Raw genomic sequence first — 15,551 nt, 5'->3', positions numbered from 1 at the left:
CGGTGTTCGTGTGGGAGTGATGGATCGTCGTTTCGTCGCTCCTGTGGAGGTCGTGGATGCCGTCGGTTGTCGGACTGCTGGAACAGCACGAGCTTGCCGCCCGTCGTCGTGTGGACGGGCTGCGTGAGGAAGCCGACCGCATCCAGGCCGAGCTCGCGACGGCCGAGCAGGAGTGGCTGGAGTGGACGATCGCCCGCGAGCGTGTGGGTGCGGTGCTGTCCGCGCAGGGCGGGAGTTCAGCCGACGTGGTGGGCAGCGACCTGCCGGGCGGCGCCGGGACGGAAGCCGGGGTGAAGGCGTCAGTGCCCGTGGCGGCGAGGACGAAGTCGCAGGTTCCGGTGTGGCGCGAGGGGCTGGACGCGTCGGGACTGTCGGCGGACTACCAGCGCATCCTGGCCGTGCTCGCGGATCGGGTCCGTCTCGGTCAGGGCCCGCTGACCTGCCAGGAGATGGCCTCCGCCTTCGGCATGGACGTGGTGCCGGCCAAGGTGGAGGCACTGCGGTCGAAGGCGAAACGCCTGGTCGCGCGGGGCTGGCTGGCCGAACCTGCGCCGGGCCGGTTCACGCTCGCGCCGAATGTGAACGGGCCAGGCGGCGGGTCATGACCATGGTCATCGACCAGTAGACCATCGCCTCGGCGCTGGTCGTGCGGCGTTCGAAGTCGCGCACCAGACGGCGGCTTCGCATCAGGTGCGCGAAGAGCCGCTCGACGATCCACCGCTTGGGCAGCACCACGAAACCTCGCATGTCGTCACTGCGCTTGACGATCGCCAGGACCAGGGCGAGCGTGGCCAGGCAGTGCTCGACGAGGCTGCCGGTGTAGCCTCCGTCGGCCCAGACGAGTTCCAGCCGGTGGTGGGCGTCGGCCACCTGGGCGAGCAGCACCTTCGCGGCGGCGCGGTCGCCGACATCCGCGCTCGTGACCATCACGCCCAGCAACAGGCCGAGAGTGTCGACCACGACATGCCGCTTGCGCCCGTTGACCAGTTTCCCGCCGTCGAAGCCGCGGCTGTCGGCGCCGACCACGGCGTCCGCCTTGACGGACTGCGAGTCGATCACGCCGGCCGTCGGCTCCGCATCCCTCCCCGCCTCCTGGCGGACCCTGCCGCGCAGCCGGTCGTGGAACTCCCTGACCAGCACATGGTCGCGCCAGCGGCGGAAGAACGCGTAGACCCGGTCCCACGGCGGGAAGTCAGCCGGCATCGCCCGCCACTTGATCCCGTTGTCCACCAGATAGCGGATCGCGTCCAGCATCGCCCGGTGACAGTACGCCTCCGGCTGCCCGCCCCGGCCCCGCAGCCAGCCCGGCACCGGCAGCAGCGGCCGGACGGCCGACCACTCCTCGTCCGTCATGTCCGAGGGATAACGCGGCTGCCGGGCCTCGTGATCGGCAGCGTTTCCGAACCGGTGAGCCAAGCAGTCACACTCCAGGGCGACCGAGCTGGACGACCCACCCAACAACACGGAACACTGCGGCACCAGGGCCTCCTGATGTTGCTCGGTGAATTCGACACCAACGAGCTGTTCAGGAGGCCCCACCCACATGCGCCGAGCACCCCGCGACCACCCGATCGGGACTCCCGTTCGACGGACATCCTTCAAGATCGGAAAGACAGCAGCCTCTAACTGGTGCGGGGCATCACGGTCCCCTGCGAGGTGTTGGTGCTTCTATCAGCCATCGTCGCGGATGCACACCGCGTAGACGGTCAGGCCGAGTTTCGGAGCGATGGCTACGGACCAGCCGCTGCCGTCCTCCAGGGGACGGTTGTCCATGGTCGTGACCATGACCGACTCCCCGCCCATGGGTTCGAGGCTGTAGCCACCGCCGGTGACGATGTAGCCGGGAGGAACCTTCACCTCTACCTCCCCGTGGCCTTTAGCAGTGACGATCTTCTGGTCCAGGCCGGAGGCGTTCTTTCCGCCCAGGGTGGCGTGCGCGGTATCACGGACCTGACCTGCGGTCTTGACCGCTTTGTCGACGATTCCCATGAGATGCTTTCCGGTAGTTCGGGTGAGGTGCTTCCCCATATACCCTGCCTAACGAGCTCGTGCATGGTTGGTGGTGCGGCGCCGGGGCTTGATCCCTGATCATGTTCGTGTGGTGGGGTCTCGTGCAGCGATCATCAGCGACCGGAGGATCACAGGGCTGTCGGCCGATGTGATCGTCGAACTCGTCGCCGAGGTGGGTCCGTTATGGCACGAACGGCATCAGGCCGGACTGGCGTCCAGGCCGCGGAAGCGGGCGGTCGGGGCTGGCGCGAAGCACCGGTTGGTCTTCATCGACCGGCTGCTGGCCACCCTCGTTCACCTTCGTCATGGTGCCACTCACGACGTGCTGGCCTGCTGGTTCGGCGTTGACCGCTCCACGATCACCCGGGCGATCGGCGAAGTGCGGCCCTGCTCGCAGCCCGCGGCTGCACCATCGCCACCGGCATCCGGCTCCGCACCCTCGCCGAGGTCATCGGTCACCTCGGCGCCAGCGGGAAGACCGGGATCATCGACGGAACCGAGATCCGGGTCCGCAGGCCCGCCGTCGGTCGCAAGGACCGGGAGAAGTTCATCTCCGGCAAGAACAAGCAGAACGCGGTCAAGGCCATGGTCCTCACCGATGCCAGCGGCAGGCTCCTGTTCTGTAGTCCAGCCCAGCCGGCAAGCTATGCCGACATCACCCACGCCCGACAGTTGGGCCTGGTCAAGCACCTGGCTGGCAGCCCAGCGGCCGTGTCGTGACACCACCCCACCGCAAGTTCAAGAAGAACCCACCGGACTGGTGCGAGCGCGCGATATGCGGCCAATCTGCTCGGTGCTCGAGTGGTGTTCCTGGACGGTGAGACGCTGTTGTCTTTCCGAGTCTGACGGCTGTGTTTTAGCTGGTCAGGGGTAGCGGTGGCGTTGGTGTGGGAGTGATGGGGTGTCGTTTCGTCGCTCTCGTGGAGGTCGTGGATGCCGTCGGTTGTCGGACTGCTGGAACAGCACGAGCTTGCCGCCACACTCCTCGCGGACCCGGCCGCGCAGCCGGTCGTGGAACTCCCTGACCAGCACGTGGTCACGCCAACGGCGGAAGAACGCATAGACCCGGTCCCACGGCGGGAAGTCGACCGGCATCGCCCGCCACTTGATCCCGTTGTCCACCAGATAGCGGATCGCATCCAGTATCGCCCGGTGGCAGTACGCCTCCGGCTGCCCACCCCGACCTCGCATCCAGCCCGGCACCGGCAGCAGCGGCCGAACCACAGACCACTCCACGTCCGTCATGTCCGAGGGATACCGCCGAACACGCTCCGGATGATCGGCCGCATTCCCGAACCGGTGAGCGACACAATCACACGGCAGAGCAACCGAGTTGAACTCCACCGGCGCGAGCACGTACAAATGCGGCTACAGGGTCTCCTGGATCTCGGTCGGCTTCGCAACCCCGAGCTACCAAGAGGCCCTGCCTTCATGCCCGCAGCCGGCCGCGATCACCCGAACGAGACTCCCGTTCGACGCCCACCCCTCACGATCGGAACGACAACAGCTACTAAACGAAACGCCCTAGTTCCTCGGCCAGCTCCCGCGCCGCCTGCCCGCTCAGCGCTCCCTCATCCAGCACCTCGCCGTCCCGAGGCGGCTCAGCTGAGCCGCCCGGCAGCTGCCACCGGCCAGGAGCAGCCGTCGCGGGCGACATCCTCGCCACGACGACCCTGCCATCATCTATCGGCTGGATCACGTTCACGAACAACGACGGCAACGCCCGACCACCAGGAACTCGTCGCAGGGCATAGTGGCGGTACGTCACCGCGGTCCAGCGCAGGAACAGCGTCTCCGGCTCTTCCCAACGCAGTTCCGCACACCCCACCACGGGCCCATCGAAAAGGGCCGGATTAGCCGTGACCGCCATCTCCCATGCCTGGTCCCGCGCCGCTTGTAGCTCTGCGGAAAGTACGGGCACTGCACCTTCAACCAGACGAAGGCGGTGAACGTCGAAAAGCTCCACGCCCGAAGGCAACGTCGCGGTCACCCAGCCCATCGTAGGGGCAGACGGACACCAGCCCGGACGATCCGGCGAACAGACCGAATCTCGGCCGGTACCCCACCGGGACAGGTCTCCCGTGTCGTCTTATGACGATTTGATCACTGGCGGCAGCGGATTCCCAGGGACCGATCTGATCCGGCAGGCGAGAGCGGCCGACATGCAACGGCCACAACCTCCGACTTGCGCCCGCGCCCTGGCCAGCGACCCTGCCCCCGGCGGTGATCCCCGCTTCACCCGCACGGCCGCTGAGAGCTGGGCGGGCTACTCGCGAACAGCGCTGTAGCCGGCGCCGCCGTGATCCAGGAGCACAGCCACGACTTCGGCACTGGGCCGAGGTCGCGCGGATGGTGGTGGCCCTGTGGCCTCCTCGCCAGGAGGCCGAGCAGGCCCACCACCAGGAGCAGGTCCTCGCCAGCTTCCTGAAGCACCACCAGCAGGAGCTCGACAGGCTCCAGGACATCGAGAGGCAGCTGCGCGTGGCCGGCCAGGAGGTGGAGCGGGCCCGCGCGGCCGAGGCCCGTACCCGGGACCGGCTGGAAGATCTGACACGGCAGCTGGAAAAGCTGCGCGAACAGGTCGCCCTGAAGGAAGCCGAGATCACCCTGGTCAGCGCCGCCGAACGGCTGCGGCCACCGCCTGCACCACCAGTCGGCCCCGGCGGGCATGAGGATTGGGGCTACGAACCTCTGCAGCTTCCCTGGAACGAGCTGCCCGGTACGTACGACCCGTTCGTCGTCTACGACCAGCCGTCGCCCGCCCCGCCTTCCTGGGGGCCGGGATACGACCCGTATGTCCCCTCCGGCGATCTCCTCAGCCCACCCTCCGCCCACCCTGCGCTGCAGGCGGCGACGATGCAGGGCAGCGGGACGTGCTCTTTGCCGTCCCTCCTCCCGTCTCCCACGGTGCGGTGCGTGTGGACCGGCCTCCTGGACGACCAGCGCATAGGCCCCGACACACGCGTTCAAGACGCCTCGGACCCCACCGGGCGCAGGCCCGGCCCACAGCCTGCCCCAGGTGACGCATCGCCGCCGGCACCAGCCGGGCGCCGAGGGGTGCTCCAGTGGTTGCGGAGCCTGGTCAGCCCCGGCACAGGCCGGCACCGGTCCCGGTGACCTGAGTACGACGTCGGGCCGGTTCGGCTCACGCGCCCTCGGGCGTCGCCGCGGTATGCCGTTCTCAGTGGGTGATGCTGTCGGGGATCTTGCTGGCTTCTGAACCATCTGGGTGCGACGGGTTGCAGCGTCGCTCGTTGGTGGAGCCTGTGAGAGGTTTCCGGGGGTAACCGGGTGTCGTCAGCGGTGGTGCGGAGGCTTGGGCGGGGCCGGAGGGGGCAGGCAGCGGAGGATGAAGGGCGTCGTGCGGTGACTGGTGTGGTGCCATCGGTGGCTGCCGCGTTCGAGGCGGATGCCGAGATCGGTCAAGCCCGTGACGTGGCCCGTTCTTTTCTGATGGACGTGCAGGCGGTGCACGGGTTGCCGGTGTCCGAGCAGGCGATGGGCATGGTGCTGCTGGTGGTGAGCGAGCTGGTGACCAACGCGCGTAAATACGCTCCGGGGCCGTGCTTGCTGTCGCTGGAGGCCGGCGATGGCGCCGTCGAGGTGACCGTGTGGGACAGCGAACCGGGCCTTCCGTCGGTGGGGGCTCCGGACGCGGGACGGATCGGTCAGCATGGCTTGGAGATCGTCATGGCGGTCTGCCGGAGCTTCGCGATACATCGCGAACCCGTGGGCAAGCGCATCGCGGCCGCCGTCGTGCTCGCCGACGAGTCGAGCGGCGACGAGGCGGTGGTCGGGCAGTGTGGCGGCGTCGAACACCTCCCAGGTCGGGGCGGTGGTCTCTAAGGTGGCGTGTCCCTCGTCGATGCCCAGCTGGTAGATCGCGAGGACCTGCTCGGCGTGCTCCAGGCGCAGCGGTGCGATGCGCACGCCGGTCTCGGTGGCCGTCACGCTGCGGGCTCGATGCCGAGTTCGGCGAGCAGGCCGCGGATGCGCCGCTCGATTTCGTCGCGGATCGGCCGGACGGCCGCGACGCCCTGCCCGGCCGGATCCTCCAGCTGCCAGTCGAGGTACTGCTTGCCGGGGAAGTAGGGGCAGGCGTCGCCGCAGCCCATGGTGATCACTACGTCGGACGCCTGCACGGCCTCGGTGGTGAGGACCTTGGGCGTCTCGGCCGAGATGTTGATGCCGACCTCGGCCAGGGCCTCCACGACGGCCGGGTTCACGGTGTCGGCGGGGGCGGATCCGGCCGAGCGGACCTGGACGCGGTCGCCGCCGAGGTGGGTGAGGAAGGCGGCGGCCATCTGGGAGCGGCCGGCGTTGTGCACGCAGACGAACAGCACGGACGGGGTGGCGGAGGTGCTCATCGGGCCAGGGCGCTTTCTTCGGTGGAACGGGGGGTGGGCTGCTGCCCGGCGTGCGGGACGACGACCTCGTCCTCGCCCGCGGTGGCCGGGCGGCCGAAGCAGACGGCGACCAGGCAGAGACCGGCGGCGGCGCCGGTCAGCTGGGCGGCGAGGAAGGGCAGCACGGAGGTGGGGGCGATGCCGGCGAAGGTGTCGGTGAACGCCCGGCCGATCGTGACGGCCGGGTTGGCGAAGGAGGTGGAGGAGGTGAACCAGTACGCCGCTCCGATGTAGGAGGCGACCAGCAGCGGCGCCAGCTGCGCGCGGCCGGCGCGGGCCAGGCCGAAGACGAGCCAGACCAGCCCTGCTGTGGCCACGACCTCGGCCAGCCACAGGTGTCCGGCCCACCGCTCGTGGGTGGAGAAGGCCACCAGCGGCTTGCCGAACATGGCGTCGGCCAGCACCGCCCCGCCGATCGCGCCGACCGCCTGGGCAGGTATATACGCGGCGACGTCACGCAGGTCGGGGCCGTCGCCGGTGCGGCGGCCGGTGAACCAGGCGGCCAGAGTGACTGCGGGGTTGAAGTGCGCCCCGGACACCGGGCCCAGGAAGGCGATGAGCACGGCGAGGCCGAAGACGGTGGCCAGGGAGTTGGCCAGCAGCTGCGTCCCGGCATCGTGGGTCAGTTCGGTGGCCTGGATGCCGGAGCCGACTACCACCGCGACCAGCGCGGCCGTCCCCAGCCCCTCGACCGCCGCCCGCCGCAGCAGCGGCGCCGGCGCGCTCACGCGAGGGCCTTCGCGGATGCGGCGGGGATCTCCAGCAGGGCGGACAGCTTCGCCAGGGCCTCGGGGAGCACCCAGTAGTACACCCAGGTCCCGCGCCGCTCGGAGCCGACCAGCCCGGCCTCGCGCAGCACCTTCAGGTGGTGGGAGATCGTCGGCTGGGAGACGTCGAAGGGACCGATGAGGTCGCACACGCACGCCTCGCCGCCCTCGTGGGAGGCGATCAGCGACAGCAGCCGCAGGCGGATCGGGTCCGCCAGCGCCTTGAACATCCGCGACAGCTCGGCCGCGGCCTCCTCGCCGAGCGGCTCGCGGACCATCGGCGCGCAGCACGCTACGTCGTCCTGCCCGAGCACCGGCAGACCAGCTTGTTTCGACATCCCTCAATATTGACAGCCGTCGATCCCGGCGGCAAGGTCGACTGTATCGACAAACATCGAAACAAGTCGTTGGGAGACCGCCATGTCCCGTGTTCAGCTCGCCCTCCGTGTTGCCGACCTCGAAGCCTCGATCGCCTTCTACTCCAAGCTGTTCGGCGCCGAGCCCGCCAAGCGCCGCGAGGGCTACGCCAACTTCGCCATCACCGAACCCCCGCTCAAGCTCGTCCTCATCGAGGGCGAGACCGACGAGGACACCCGCCTGGACCACCTCGGCGTGGAAGTCGCCTCCACCGAGCAGGTCGACGCCGCCACGACCCGGCTGAAGGAGGCCGGGCTGGCGACCTTCGAGGAGAACGACACCTCCTGCTGCTACGCCCTTCAGGACAAGGTGTGGGTCACCGGCCCCGGCAAGGAGCCGTGGGAGGTCTACGTCGTCAAGGCCGACGCCGACCAGCTGGGCAAGAGCCCCGTCGCCGGCGGTGACGCCTGCTGCGCCGGCCAGGGGGAGAGCACCGTGGCCGCGCCGGCGGCCTCGGGCTGCGCCTGCGGCAGCTGAACGGCGCCGCTCACCCTTCCTCCGGCTCGTCCTCCTGCGCGGCGTCCGGGTCGCGCAGCGGGCGCAGCCCCTGGCCGGGGCCGCTGGCCTTGATGTTGAACAGGTAGCGGCCCGGGAAGTTGATGTGCCGGCCCTTGAGCAGGGAGAGCCGGGCCACGGGGCTCGGCAGTCAGGCCACCAGCGACCACCTCCCCGGCCTGGCCCAGTGCCACCTCGCCGAGTTCGCCGGGGTCTGCGCGACACGTCACGTAACGCGACGGCGCCCCGCCCGGGCGTATCCCCGGGCGGGGCGCCGTCGCTGTGCGGTCAGTTGGTCCAGTCGAGTTCGGGTTCGGCGAGCGTCTTCTTCTTGTCCGGGGTGAGCTTGGGGCGCCTCGTCTTGGTGTTCGACAGCCATACCCGAGCTTGACCTCGGTGCCGTCCTCCAGCCGTTCGACGTGGGCCCTGGGGATGGTCAGGGAGCCGGTGCGGGCCTTGTGCTGGCGCAGGGTCTCGACGCCTCGCTCGAAGGCGCCAAGGCCGTCCTTGCCGGCTTCCCTGGGGCTTCCTGCTCCGTCGTGGGCAGTGGTGTGACGCCGAGCTGTTCCAGGCGCTCGCGCTGCTGGGGGATGAGGCCGGCCCACATCGTGTGCTGCCGCTGCTTGGCCAGCCACTTGCCGATGTCCATGTCGTGCAGGGGTGACGCCCGGCAGGATGCCGGCGAGCCGGGGTCCTCCTCGGCGAGGAGCTCGTGGGCGGCCGCGTAGTGCCGCTGTCGGGTCGCCGGCCAGGCCGGGTTCCAGTCCGGATCGATCGAGGGCCATCCGGGCGTCGACCACTTCCCCTCAGCCGCCATGCGGAGGTCGCCGGCGTGGTTCTTACCGCAGTCGCCCTGCGGCAGCGCTCCTCCTCCCGGCCCTGCTCGGCCATGGCCTCTACAACGCGTACGCCTTCGCCTGGGCGTGAGCCCTGCTGGGGCGGACGCCCCTCGCGGGGAGCCCTGGACAGGTAGTCTGCGCGCAGATAATCTCTTCGCAGATGATCAACCAAGACAACGAGGAGCCCGCTGATGTGGACGTACGATCACAGCACCGAGACCGACGCCGCGCCCGAGGCGGTCTGGCGTCTGTGGGCCGACGTTGAGAACTGGGCGGACTGGAACGCCGATATCGCGGACATCGAGATCGGCGGCCCCTTCGCCGCGGGCACCGGGATCGTCATGACCCCGCCCGGCCAGGAACCGGTGCACCTGCTCATTTCCGAAGCCACCGCCGGTGAACTGTTCGTGGACGAGGCCCGCATCGACGGACTGCTCCTGCGCACGATCCACCGGATCGACCGCGGCGAGCGTCTCCGCACCCGGGTGACGTACCGGATGGAGATCACCGGCGCCCGCGCGGACGAGCTCGGCCCGCAGATCGGCCCGGCCGTCACCGCGGACTGGCCCATGACCGTGGCCGCCCTGGTCAAGGCGGCGCAGAACTGATGTCCCTCGCACCCGGCGAAAGCCCCGGATTCCTGCTCTGGCACGCCACGCTGCGCTGGCAGCGCGAGATCGCCGCGGCCCTCGGGCCGCTCGGCCTCACCCACGTCCAGTTCGTTCTGCTCGCCTGCACGTGGTGGCTGAACACGCACGACGAACGCCCCAACCAGCTGGCCCTGGCCCGTCAGGCCGGCACGGACGTCAAGATGACCTCGCAGGTCCTGCGCGCCCTCGAAACCAAGGGCTTGATCGAGCGTGACATCGACCCCGCCGACACCCGCGCCAAACGGCTGCGCGTGACCAGCGCCGGTGCCGAACTGGCGCCCCGTGCGATCGCCGCCGTCGAGGAGGTCGACGCCCGCTTCTTCGACCCGGTGGTACGCGACGACGCAGTGGCTCTGCTCGGCCGCCTGACCCGCCGTGAGTCCTGAAGACCCCCACCGGGCACGCCTAGGACGTGTCCGGCGGATCATGCAGCGCCCCGTAAGGAGCGCCGTGGTGACCGCGTGACGAAGATCCGCCGGCCACCGCCTACGCCCAGTGGATGCCCAGCTCCCGTAGTGCGCCCAGCTGCTCGGCGGTGAGCTTGCCGCGCCTCGATTTTGGGCAGGAGGGGGCTCTGGCGGCCGTGGCCGCGGGGTTGGCGAGCAATCTCCTGCGCCGCACCGGGTCCTCACCGTCTTCTCGACGAGCCGTCCCCGCCACCCTGGACGTGGCAGAGGCGGGTAGGCCGCAGTGGGCCCGATGCCGCCCCGCTACGAGCGCAACCCTCGCCACTACCTCGCATTTCTTGGCCTCGCAGCGGCAATCTGCTGCTCCAAGCGACTCGTCCGCCTCGCCACATGGGACACGGTCCAAGCGCCCGCGCCGCACTTCGGTCAGCGACCCGGGCGTGCCGCGACCATCGCGTCGTGAAGCTCCTCGGGGCCGGGAACGGGCGGCAGCGGCGACGTGGGCCCGTCAGGGCGGCAGGAATCGAGCAGCAGGGAGACCAGGCGCTGCCAGGCACCGGGGGCGGCGTGGCGGGTGGAGGACAGTACACCGGCGTTGGCCATCAGGAACAGGATGACGTCGCTGCTGGTGATCTCGGGGCGCAGGCGGTGTTGTTGCTGTGCGCGGCGGATCAGGGCGTCAAGGGCTCCTAGGGCGCGGGAACGCGGTTCTTCCATGGCCGGTGAGTCGGGGAAGCAGGCAGTGAAGCCCTCCGTGACGGCGCGGTCGGCAGCCTGCATGGCACAGATGCGCTCGACGAAGCCCTTGAAGCCTTCCCAGGGGTCGGGGGTCAGCACCGCTTCCTCGGCGAGGCGGGCCAGTTCGTTCATGCGGTCGGTCAGCACCGCCTCGATCAGGGCCTCCCGTTCGGGGAAACGCCGGTAGAGCGTGGCGATATTGACTTCGGCCTCTCGCGCGACGTCCTCCAGTGGCGCACCCAGCCCGCGCTCGGCGAACACAGTGCGGGCAGCCGCCATGATGCGCTGCCGGTTGGCCTCGGCGTCCCTGCGCAGCCCTCGGCTCTGCTCGGATCCCATGACCCGGATCCTACAAGTGAAGGTGGCACTGCGGTTTCTGGTAGCTTGAGCGCCACACCAAACCGCAGGCATCCCTTCACTTATGGAATGAGCGTGCCGTGCCCGTCGCCCTGTGGGCCGCCCAGGCCCTCCTCGCCACACTGTTCACCGCCGCCGGCGGCATGAAACTGATCATGCCCCCAGACGCACTGATCCCCCTCATGCCGTGGGTCGTCGATTTCCGTCCCGAGACAATCCAAGCGATCGGAGCACTGGAAATACTTGGTGCGGTGGGACTGATCCTTCCCCGCGCCACGAACATCGCCCCGGCACTCACCCCCGCTGCCGCCGCCGGCCTTGCCTGCATCATGGCCGGCGGCGCGGTCGTGCACATCTCCCGAGGCGAATACCCCCACACCATCGGCAACATCACCGTGTCCGCGGTAGCTCTGCTGACCGCCCGGGGAGCACTTCGCTCCCTCTCCCCTCACTGACACCCCCCACATCATGCGAAAACGCAGCGCCTCACCAACCAGGCCTCGGCAACCCGCAACGGCCACGCAGAGACCTGTGCCGCCTGGCACGACGACATGACCAATGGCGTGCGAGCCGGTCACGCAGCGACTCGAAGTCAGCTGACCGCTCGCCGCATCAAGGGATGTCGTCCCAAGCTTCAGGGAATCGAGCCACCGGAGAAGGCGGCCAACTCGCGGGCCATGAGGGTTGCACTATCGCGTCGCAGCCTCACACGGACGAGCCCCCGGGACCAGCACGACCCCGGGCTCGAGCCCGGGGGCGTCGGGGCCTCCGGGTCTCGTACGGTCCCGGCGCCGCGGCCGGGCAGCGGCGTTCACGCCCAGTGGATGCCGAGCTGCCGTAGGGCGCCCAGCTGCTCCGCGGTGAGCTTGCCGCGCCTCGTTTTGGTGTTGGATACCCATACGCCGAGTTTCACGGTCACTGGTTCGGTCTCGTCGTCGACGGTGATCTGCTCGGTGTGCCCGCGTGGGACGGGTCGGTGGTGGCCTTCGCGTTCGACCCACTGCGCGAGGGCCGCAAGTCCCCGCTGGAACCCCTGCTGCGCCTTGCCCGGGCCCTTCGCCGCGCGCCTGGCCACGGGAGCGGGGGCCGGCTCCTCCAATGGCTTGATGCCCAGCACGGTCAGACGCTCTTGCTGCTCGGGCAGGAGCTGCGCCCAGACGGCCGGCTGTTTCTGCTGCTGGAGCCACTTGCCGATGTCGTCGCCATCCATGAGTACACCGGGCGCGATGTCGGGCAGGTAGCCGTCGGCCTTGACCAGGTCCGCCAGGAAGCGGTAGTGCCGCTGCCAGTCCAGCGGCCACGGGCAGTCCCAGTCCGGGTCGATCGCGGCCAGCTGCGCCGCACGCTGCTCTGCCCGCTTCGGGTCCTTGCCCAGGCCCATCTTCGCGCCCTTGCGCCGCAGGTTGGCCATGTGCTGCCCGAGGGGCACCATCTCGTCGTCCTTGCCCCACACCGCGTCCTGACGGGGTGCGAGGTGCCCGGTGGCCCGCCGGTACGACCTGAGTGCGGCGAGCTTGGCCTCCCAGGCTTCCTCACCCGGCTCCCACACCATCCCGGCCTCGGGCGCGTCCAGCAGCTCCTTGCGGTGGGGGTCGAGTGCGCCGGCGCGCAGCGTCTTGCGCTGCTGGTGCACCCACCGCCCCAGGGGGAAGTCCTTCGTAACCCCGACCTCGACCTCGGTGTCGTACGGGACGGCGTACAGGCCAGTGATCTCATTCTCCTTGCGCCAGCGCAACAGGGCCTGGTAGCCCTCCAGCCATGCCAGGGACTCCGGCCGGTACACCCGCGTACGCAGGAACGCCGCGATCGTGGCCGCGTCGCGCGGGCTGGAGAAGTGCAGCAGCGCGGACTCGGCAGCAGCATCGGCGCCGTCCTGCCCCTGGTCCCCGCCGCCGGCCCCGACGATCCGCCCGTCCTCGTCACGCCTCACGTGGACCTTCCGCTTGCCGCTGGTGAGGGCGCGGGAGGCGAGCTGCTCGACCAGGCGCTCATCATGCGAGCGCAGGCCCTGAAGCACGGCCACGAGAGGGCGGAAGCTGGCGGAGGCGACCATGTCGGTCGGATCCTCGCCGGGCTCCAGGAAGACCGGCACGATGATCCGCGCGACCTTCGTGGAGCCATCCCTGTTGGGCCGGAGCGCGCGGCCGATGTTCTGCACGATCTCCACCTGCGAGCCGCGGGTGTCCGCAAAGCAGACGGCCTCAACTCCCCGCTCGCCGGTGATGTCCACGCCCTCCCCGAGCACCCGCACCGAGGCGAGAAACGCCCGGTGCACACGCCGACCCGCGGCGTCGATGCCGTTCGCGAACTGCCGCAGCACCTCCCGCCGCTCGGACACGAGGTGGTCGCCGCACAGCCACGCCGACCACACCCGCTCCGGGGGTACGTGGCGGCCGGCCTCCAGCTCGTAGAACCCGGCGTCGATCAACGACGCGGGCAGGGCCTCCGCCTTCGCCAGGTCCTCGTCGCAGACATCGCCGGCGTACAGCTCGGCCGCGGTCTCCGGCAGCTTCTCCGCGAAGGCCGCAGCTTCCTCGACCCGCTGGTGAAAGGTCATGACAGTGCGCAGATTCCACCGCGCGGCGTGCTCCAGGAGCGCCGCCTGCAGCAGCGCCATACGCCGGCCCCGCTGCGCCTCGTCCGATTCCCCGAGGACGGGGGAGGGGTCGCGGATCTCCAAAACGTCGATCTCGAACCCGGCGAGGATCCCCCGCTCGATCGCCTCCGAGAGCCCGAGCTCGGCCAGCCACGGCCCGTAGGTGGCGGAGTCCCGTCCCATCGACGCGATCTCCAGCTCCTGGCCGCCCGCACCCCTGCGCGGCTGGGGAGCCGCCAGGATTCGCGGGGTCGCGGTCAGGTACAGCCGGAAGTCGGCGGGGATCCGCTGGTTGTCGTGGATCGCCGCCCACGGCCGCCCGAGATCGCCGGCCGTGCCATGCGCCTCGTCCACGATCGCGAGGTCGAAGCCCGCCATGTGCTGGCCGTAGAGCCGGTCTCCGCCCGCCAGAGCGGTCTCCAGGGGTCCGCGGACCTTCCGCTGGCCCTCGGGTGCGTCGATGTCCTCGCGGTCCACCAGGGAGGCGTACGTGGCGAACACGACGAGTGGCCCCTTCCCGGCCCACAGGGCGAGCCGGATCGGGTTGGTGGTGGTGCGCACGCCCAGCTCATCGAGGACCGGGTCGTTCTCCAGCGAGCACACCGCCACCATTGGCGCCCGGTGACCCACCAGGCGCCATGCCTGGGCGGTCTGTACGACCAGGTCCAGGGTCGGCACGGTCACGAGGATCCGGCCGTCTCGGAAGCACTCCAGCGCGCACGCGGCGGCCGTGATCGTCTTGCCCGACCCGGTCGCGGACACGATCGTTCCCCGCGACCCCTCCGGGGGCGTAAAAGATCTTGCAGGAAATCCCACCCACTTACGGAAAGCTGCCTTCTGGTCAACCTGATGTTCCTTGAGCTGAATACCCGGCACTTGGCAATCCTTCCCCAACTCATTCGCCCACCACGACCCGCTCCGCGAGCTGCGCCAGGACCGGGGCAGGCATGAGCCCGCCCCGATCGGCCGCCGCCCGGACCAGCCGACCGGGCGCAGCAGACAGCCACAGCTCCGCCCGCAGCTCATCAGCCTCCTCCCGCCGCCGCGCCTCGAAAGCGGCCCAGGTCGCGAAGAGCACCGTCGCGCCGCTCTTCGTGCTCCTGAGCCCATGTGAAGGCCCTGGGTGTCCCGCTCCGGCTCGTAGGTGCCCCAACCGGCCTGAGCCATCAGGCCCCTGATGCGCTGCCACTCCACCCGGCTGGCCGCCCCGAGGGCGGCCAGCCGCTCCGGGTCCCTCTGGAACTCGGAGAAGGAACCGCCTCGCCTCAACTGCTCCGCCGTCTCACGCTCCCGGACAGCAGCCTCCGCGACCTTCTCCGCAATGGCGGCCAAATCGAGCCGTTTGCCTGGGCGCCTAACCTGATCCCGCGCCACATCCTGAGCACTCCACATGCGGTTTCTATTTTCCTATGGCCGAGTACCATCCCGGCCATGAGCGGTTGGGGGTGTCTCGCGTTTTCGCCAACGGTACATGCTGCATCATCCTGATGCAGCATGTACCCCGGAGCCCGACACGAACGAGCGCCCTCACCCTAGCCAGCCCGGCCCGCGTCAGCGGGCCTTGACGAGGCGCCGGAGGCGAAGCCGCAGGCACCTCGTCACCAGGTGCGGGAGCGAAGCGGACGCACCCACGGGCCGCGCAGCGGCCCGTGACACTGCTTCAGGCTCCGAAGCGAAGCGGAGGAGCCGACCGCGGCGAAGCGGAGGAGCCGACCGCGGCGAAGCCGCGGGCTGCGGTGAGCGAAGCGAACCGCAGCAACTGGCCCGCGAAGCGGGCCAGTTCGCACCCGCGGAGCGGGTGCGCAACCGCCGCGCGCAGCGCGGCGGTTCGCTTCTCCGCGCGCAGCGCGGAGGGACCCGCTCCGCGGG

The 15,551-nt window shown here is 69.8% G+C and carries 22 protein-coding genes and 1 pseudogene; 9 read left to right on the top strand and 14 right to left on the bottom strand.

What is annotated here, in order from left to right:
* Positions 1 to 56 precede the first annotated feature (56 nt).
* Positions 57 to 605, top strand: a complete 549-nt coding sequence (locus IE305_RS32640) for a hypothetical protein (RefSeq protein WP_190133473.1) — start codon at positions 57 to 59, stop codon at positions 603 to 605.
* Here IE305_RS32640 and IE305_RS32635 read toward each other — a convergent pair.
* Entirely contained in the window at positions 562 to 1,353 is a 792-nt protein-coding gene (locus IE305_RS32635) for an IS5 family transposase (RefSeq protein ID WP_190133472.1), read from the bottom strand. The two genes, IE305_RS32640 and IE305_RS32635, sit on opposite strands and share 44 nt — an antisense overlap.
* A 318-nt stretch (positions 1,354 to 1,671) precedes the next feature.
* A complete protein-coding gene (locus IE305_RS32630) occupies positions 1,672 to 1,989 on the bottom strand; it encodes a hypothetical protein (protein WP_190133471.1) in 318 nt (105 codons plus the stop codon).
* Positions 1,990 to 2,059: 70 nt separating this feature from the next.
* Here IE305_RS32630 and IE305_RS33910 point away from each other — a divergent pair, with 70 nt between their 5' ends.
* Positions 2,060 to 2,884, top strand: coding sequence for a helix-turn-helix domain-containing protein (locus IE305_RS33910; RefSeq protein ID WP_444546184.1), 825 nt, complete (start codon positions 2,060 to 2,062; stop codon positions 2,882 to 2,884).
* Here IE305_RS33910 and IE305_RS33880 read toward each other — a convergent pair.
* Together IE305_RS33880 and IE305_RS32615 are read right to left on the bottom strand one after the other, a co-directional pair.
* Positions 2,875 to 3,255, bottom strand: a complete 381-nt coding sequence (locus tag IE305_RS33880; protein ID WP_373311803.1) for a transposase — start codon at positions 3,253 to 3,255, stop codon at positions 2,875 to 2,877. The genes IE305_RS33910 and IE305_RS33880 overlap by 10 nt on opposite strands.
* Before the next feature lie 265 nt (positions 3,256 to 3,520).
* Positions 3,521 to 4,000 (bottom strand): NUDIX hydrolase, encoded by a 480-nt coding sequence (locus IE305_RS32615; protein ID WP_229891858.1) that lies wholly within the window; start codon positions 3,998 to 4,000, stop codon positions 3,521 to 3,523.
* Between the two features lie 359 nt (positions 4,001 to 4,359).
* On the opposite strand from IE305_RS32615, the gene IE305_RS32610 reads away from it, so the two are divergent.
* Positions 4,360 to 5,127 (top strand): hypothetical protein, encoded by a 768-nt coding sequence (locus IE305_RS32610; protein ID WP_190133469.1) that lies wholly within the window; start codon positions 4,360 to 4,362, stop codon positions 5,125 to 5,127.
* Positions 5,128 to 5,397: 270 nt separating this feature from the next.
* Positions 5,398 to 5,856: an ATP-binding protein gene (locus tag IE305_RS32605; protein WP_229891856.1), complete on the top strand. Its 459-nt coding sequence runs from the start codon at positions 5,398 to 5,400 to the stop codon at positions 5,854 to 5,856.
* A gap of 101 nt (positions 5,857 to 5,957) precedes the next feature.
* Here IE305_RS32605 and IE305_RS32600 read toward each other — a convergent pair whose 3' ends face one another.
* The 3 genes from IE305_RS32600 to IE305_RS32590 are packed head-to-tail and all read right to left on the bottom strand — an operon-like array spanning position 5,958 to position 7,521.
* Positions 5,958 to 6,377: an arsenate reductase ArsC gene (locus IE305_RS32600; protein WP_190133468.1), complete on the bottom strand. Its 420-nt coding sequence runs from the start codon at positions 6,375 to 6,377 to the stop codon at positions 5,958 to 5,960.
* Positions 6,374 to 7,144 (bottom strand): aquaporin, encoded by a 771-nt coding sequence (locus IE305_RS32595; protein ID WP_190133467.1) that lies wholly within the window; start codon positions 7,142 to 7,144, stop codon positions 6,374 to 6,376. Before IE305_RS32595 ends, IE305_RS32600 begins: the two co-directional genes overlap by 4 nt.
* On the bottom strand, positions 7,141 to 7,521 hold the full coding sequence (locus IE305_RS32590; protein ID WP_190133466.1) for an ArsR/SmtB family transcription factor: 381 nt from the start codon (positions 7,519 to 7,521) through the stop codon (positions 7,141 to 7,143). Before IE305_RS32590 ends, IE305_RS32595 begins: the two co-directional genes overlap by 4 nt.
* An 82-nt stretch (positions 7,522 to 7,603) precedes the next feature.
* Here IE305_RS32590 and IE305_RS32585 point away from each other — a divergent pair, with 82 nt between their 5' ends.
* Positions 7,604 to 8,077: an ArsI/CadI family heavy metal resistance metalloenzyme gene (locus IE305_RS32585; RefSeq protein ID WP_190133465.1), complete on the top strand. Its 474-nt coding sequence runs from the start codon at positions 7,604 to 7,606 to the stop codon at positions 8,075 to 8,077.
* Between the two features lie 10 nt (positions 8,078 to 8,087).
* Here the strand turns inward: IE305_RS32585 and IE305_RS32580 are convergent, their stop codons facing one another.
* Both IE305_RS32580 and IE305_RS33385 read right to left on the bottom strand, forming a co-directional pair.
* Positions 8,088 to 8,234, bottom strand: a complete 147-nt coding sequence (locus tag IE305_RS32580) for a hypothetical protein (protein ID WP_190133464.1) — start codon at positions 8,232 to 8,234, stop codon at positions 8,088 to 8,090.
* Between the two features lie 297 nt (positions 8,235 to 8,531).
* On the bottom strand, positions 8,532 to 8,912 hold the full coding sequence (locus IE305_RS33385; protein ID WP_229891854.1) for a helicase associated domain-containing protein: 381 nt from the start codon (positions 8,910 to 8,912) through the stop codon (positions 8,532 to 8,534).
* Between the two features lie 213 nt (positions 8,913 to 9,125).
* On the opposite strand from IE305_RS33385, the gene IE305_RS32570 reads away from it, so the two are divergent.
* Complete coding sequence (locus tag IE305_RS32570) at positions 9,126 to 9,542, top strand: SRPBCC family protein (RefSeq protein WP_190133463.1); 417 nt, start codon at positions 9,126 to 9,128, stop codon at positions 9,540 to 9,542.
* Entirely contained in the window at positions 9,542 to 9,970 is a 429-nt protein-coding gene (locus IE305_RS32565) for a MarR family winged helix-turn-helix transcriptional regulator (protein WP_190133462.1), read from the top strand. The genes IE305_RS32570 and IE305_RS32565 overlap by 1 nt, the downstream gene beginning before the upstream one ends.
* 100 nt (positions 9,971 to 10,070) lie before the next feature.
* On the opposite strand, the gene IE305_RS33645 is transcribed toward IE305_RS32565, so the two are convergent.
* Positions 10,071 to 10,205 (bottom strand): hypothetical protein, encoded by a 135-nt coding sequence (locus IE305_RS33645; RefSeq protein WP_268255968.1) that lies wholly within the window; start codon positions 10,203 to 10,205, stop codon positions 10,071 to 10,073.
* A 78-nt stretch (positions 10,206 to 10,283) separates the two neighbouring features.
* On the opposite strand from IE305_RS33645, the pseudogene IE305_RS32560 reads away from it, so the two are divergent.
* Positions 10,284 to 10,382 (top strand): annotated as a pseudogene (locus IE305_RS32560) (IS5/IS1182 family transposase); the annotation flags it as partial.
* A gap of 35 nt (positions 10,383 to 10,417) precedes the next feature.
* Here IE305_RS32560 and IE305_RS32555 read toward each other — a convergent pair.
* A complete protein-coding gene (locus tag IE305_RS32555) occupies positions 10,418 to 11,068 on the bottom strand; it encodes a TetR/AcrR family transcriptional regulator (protein WP_190133461.1) in 651 nt (216 codons plus the stop codon).
* Positions 11,069 to 11,166: 98 nt separating this feature from the next.
* Here IE305_RS32555 and IE305_RS32550 point away from each other — a divergent pair, with 98 nt between their 5' ends.
* Positions 11,167 to 11,541 carry a DoxX family protein gene (locus tag IE305_RS32550; protein ID WP_190133460.1) on the top strand — a complete coding sequence of 125 codons (375 nt, stop codon included), beginning with the start codon at positions 11,167 to 11,169 and terminating at the stop codon, positions 11,539 to 11,541.
* Positions 11,542 to 11,897: 356 nt separating this feature from the next.
* On the opposite strand, the gene IE305_RS32545 is transcribed toward IE305_RS32550, so the two are convergent.
* The 3 genes from IE305_RS32545 to IE305_RS33375 form a co-directional block, all read right to left on the bottom strand.
* Positions 11,898 to 14,558, bottom strand: a complete 2,661-nt coding sequence (locus IE305_RS32545; protein WP_190133459.1) for a DEAD/DEAH box helicase — start codon at positions 14,556 to 14,558, stop codon at positions 11,898 to 11,900.
* A 19-nt stretch (positions 14,559 to 14,577) separates the two neighbouring features.
* Entirely contained in the window at positions 14,578 to 14,760 is a 183-nt protein-coding gene (locus IE305_RS33380; RefSeq protein WP_229891852.1) for a hypothetical protein, read from the bottom strand.
* A gap of 582 nt (positions 14,761 to 15,342) precedes the next feature.
* The coding region (locus tag IE305_RS33375; RefSeq protein ID WP_229891850.1) for a hypothetical protein at positions 15,343 to 15,551 on the bottom strand (209 nt) is incomplete at its 5' end.

It is taken from the genome of Streptomyces mashuensis (genome assembly GCF_014654785.1).
Lineage (GTDB): Bacteria > Actinomycetota > Actinomycetes > Streptomycetales > Streptomycetaceae > Streptomyces > Streptomyces mashuensis.
This window is presented reverse-complemented; position numbering and strand designations above follow the sequence as displayed.

Coding starts and splice junctions, on each gene's coding strand:
- IE305_RS32640 (WP_190133473.1), top strand. CDS start 57: ATGCCGTCGGTTGTCGGACTGCTGGAACAGCACGAGCTTGCCGCCCGT.
- IE305_RS32635 (WP_190133472.1), bottom strand. CDS start 1,353: ATGACGGACGAGGAGTGGTCGGCCGTCCGGCCGCTGCTGCCGGTGCCG.
- IE305_RS32630 (WP_190133471.1), bottom strand. CDS start 1,989: ATGGGAATCGTCGACAAAGCGGTCAAGACCGCAGGTCAGGTCCGTGAT.
- IE305_RS33880 (WP_373311803.1), bottom strand. CDS start 3,255: ATGACGGACGTGGAGTGGTCTGTGGTTCGGCCGCTGCTGCCGGTGCCG.
- IE305_RS32610 (WP_190133469.1), top strand. CDS start 4,360: ATGGTGGTGGCCCTGTGGCCTCCTCGCCAGGAGGCCGAGCAGGCCCAC.
- IE305_RS32600 (WP_190133468.1), bottom strand. CDS start 6,377: ATGAGCACCTCCGCCACCCCGTCCGTGCTGTTCGTCTGCGTGCACAAC.
- IE305_RS32590 (WP_190133466.1), bottom strand. CDS start 7,521: ATGTCGAAACAAGCTGGTCTGCCGGTGCTCGGGCAGGACGACGTAGCG.
- IE305_RS32585 (WP_190133465.1), top strand. CDS start 7,604: ATGTCCCGTGTTCAGCTCGCCCTCCGTGTTGCCGACCTCGAAGCCTCG.
- IE305_RS33385 (WP_229891854.1), bottom strand. CDS start 8,912: ATGGCGGCTGAGGGGAAGTGGTCGACGCCCGGATGGCCCTCGATCGAT.
- IE305_RS32570 (WP_190133463.1), top strand. CDS start 9,126: ATGTGGACGTACGATCACAGCACCGAGACCGACGCCGCGCCCGAGGCG.
- IE305_RS32565 (WP_190133462.1), top strand. CDS start 9,542: ATGTCCCTCGCACCCGGCGAAAGCCCCGGATTCCTGCTCTGGCACGCC.
- IE305_RS32555 (WP_190133461.1), bottom strand. CDS start 11,068: ATGGGATCCGAGCAGAGCCGAGGGCTGCGCAGGGACGCCGAGGCCAAC.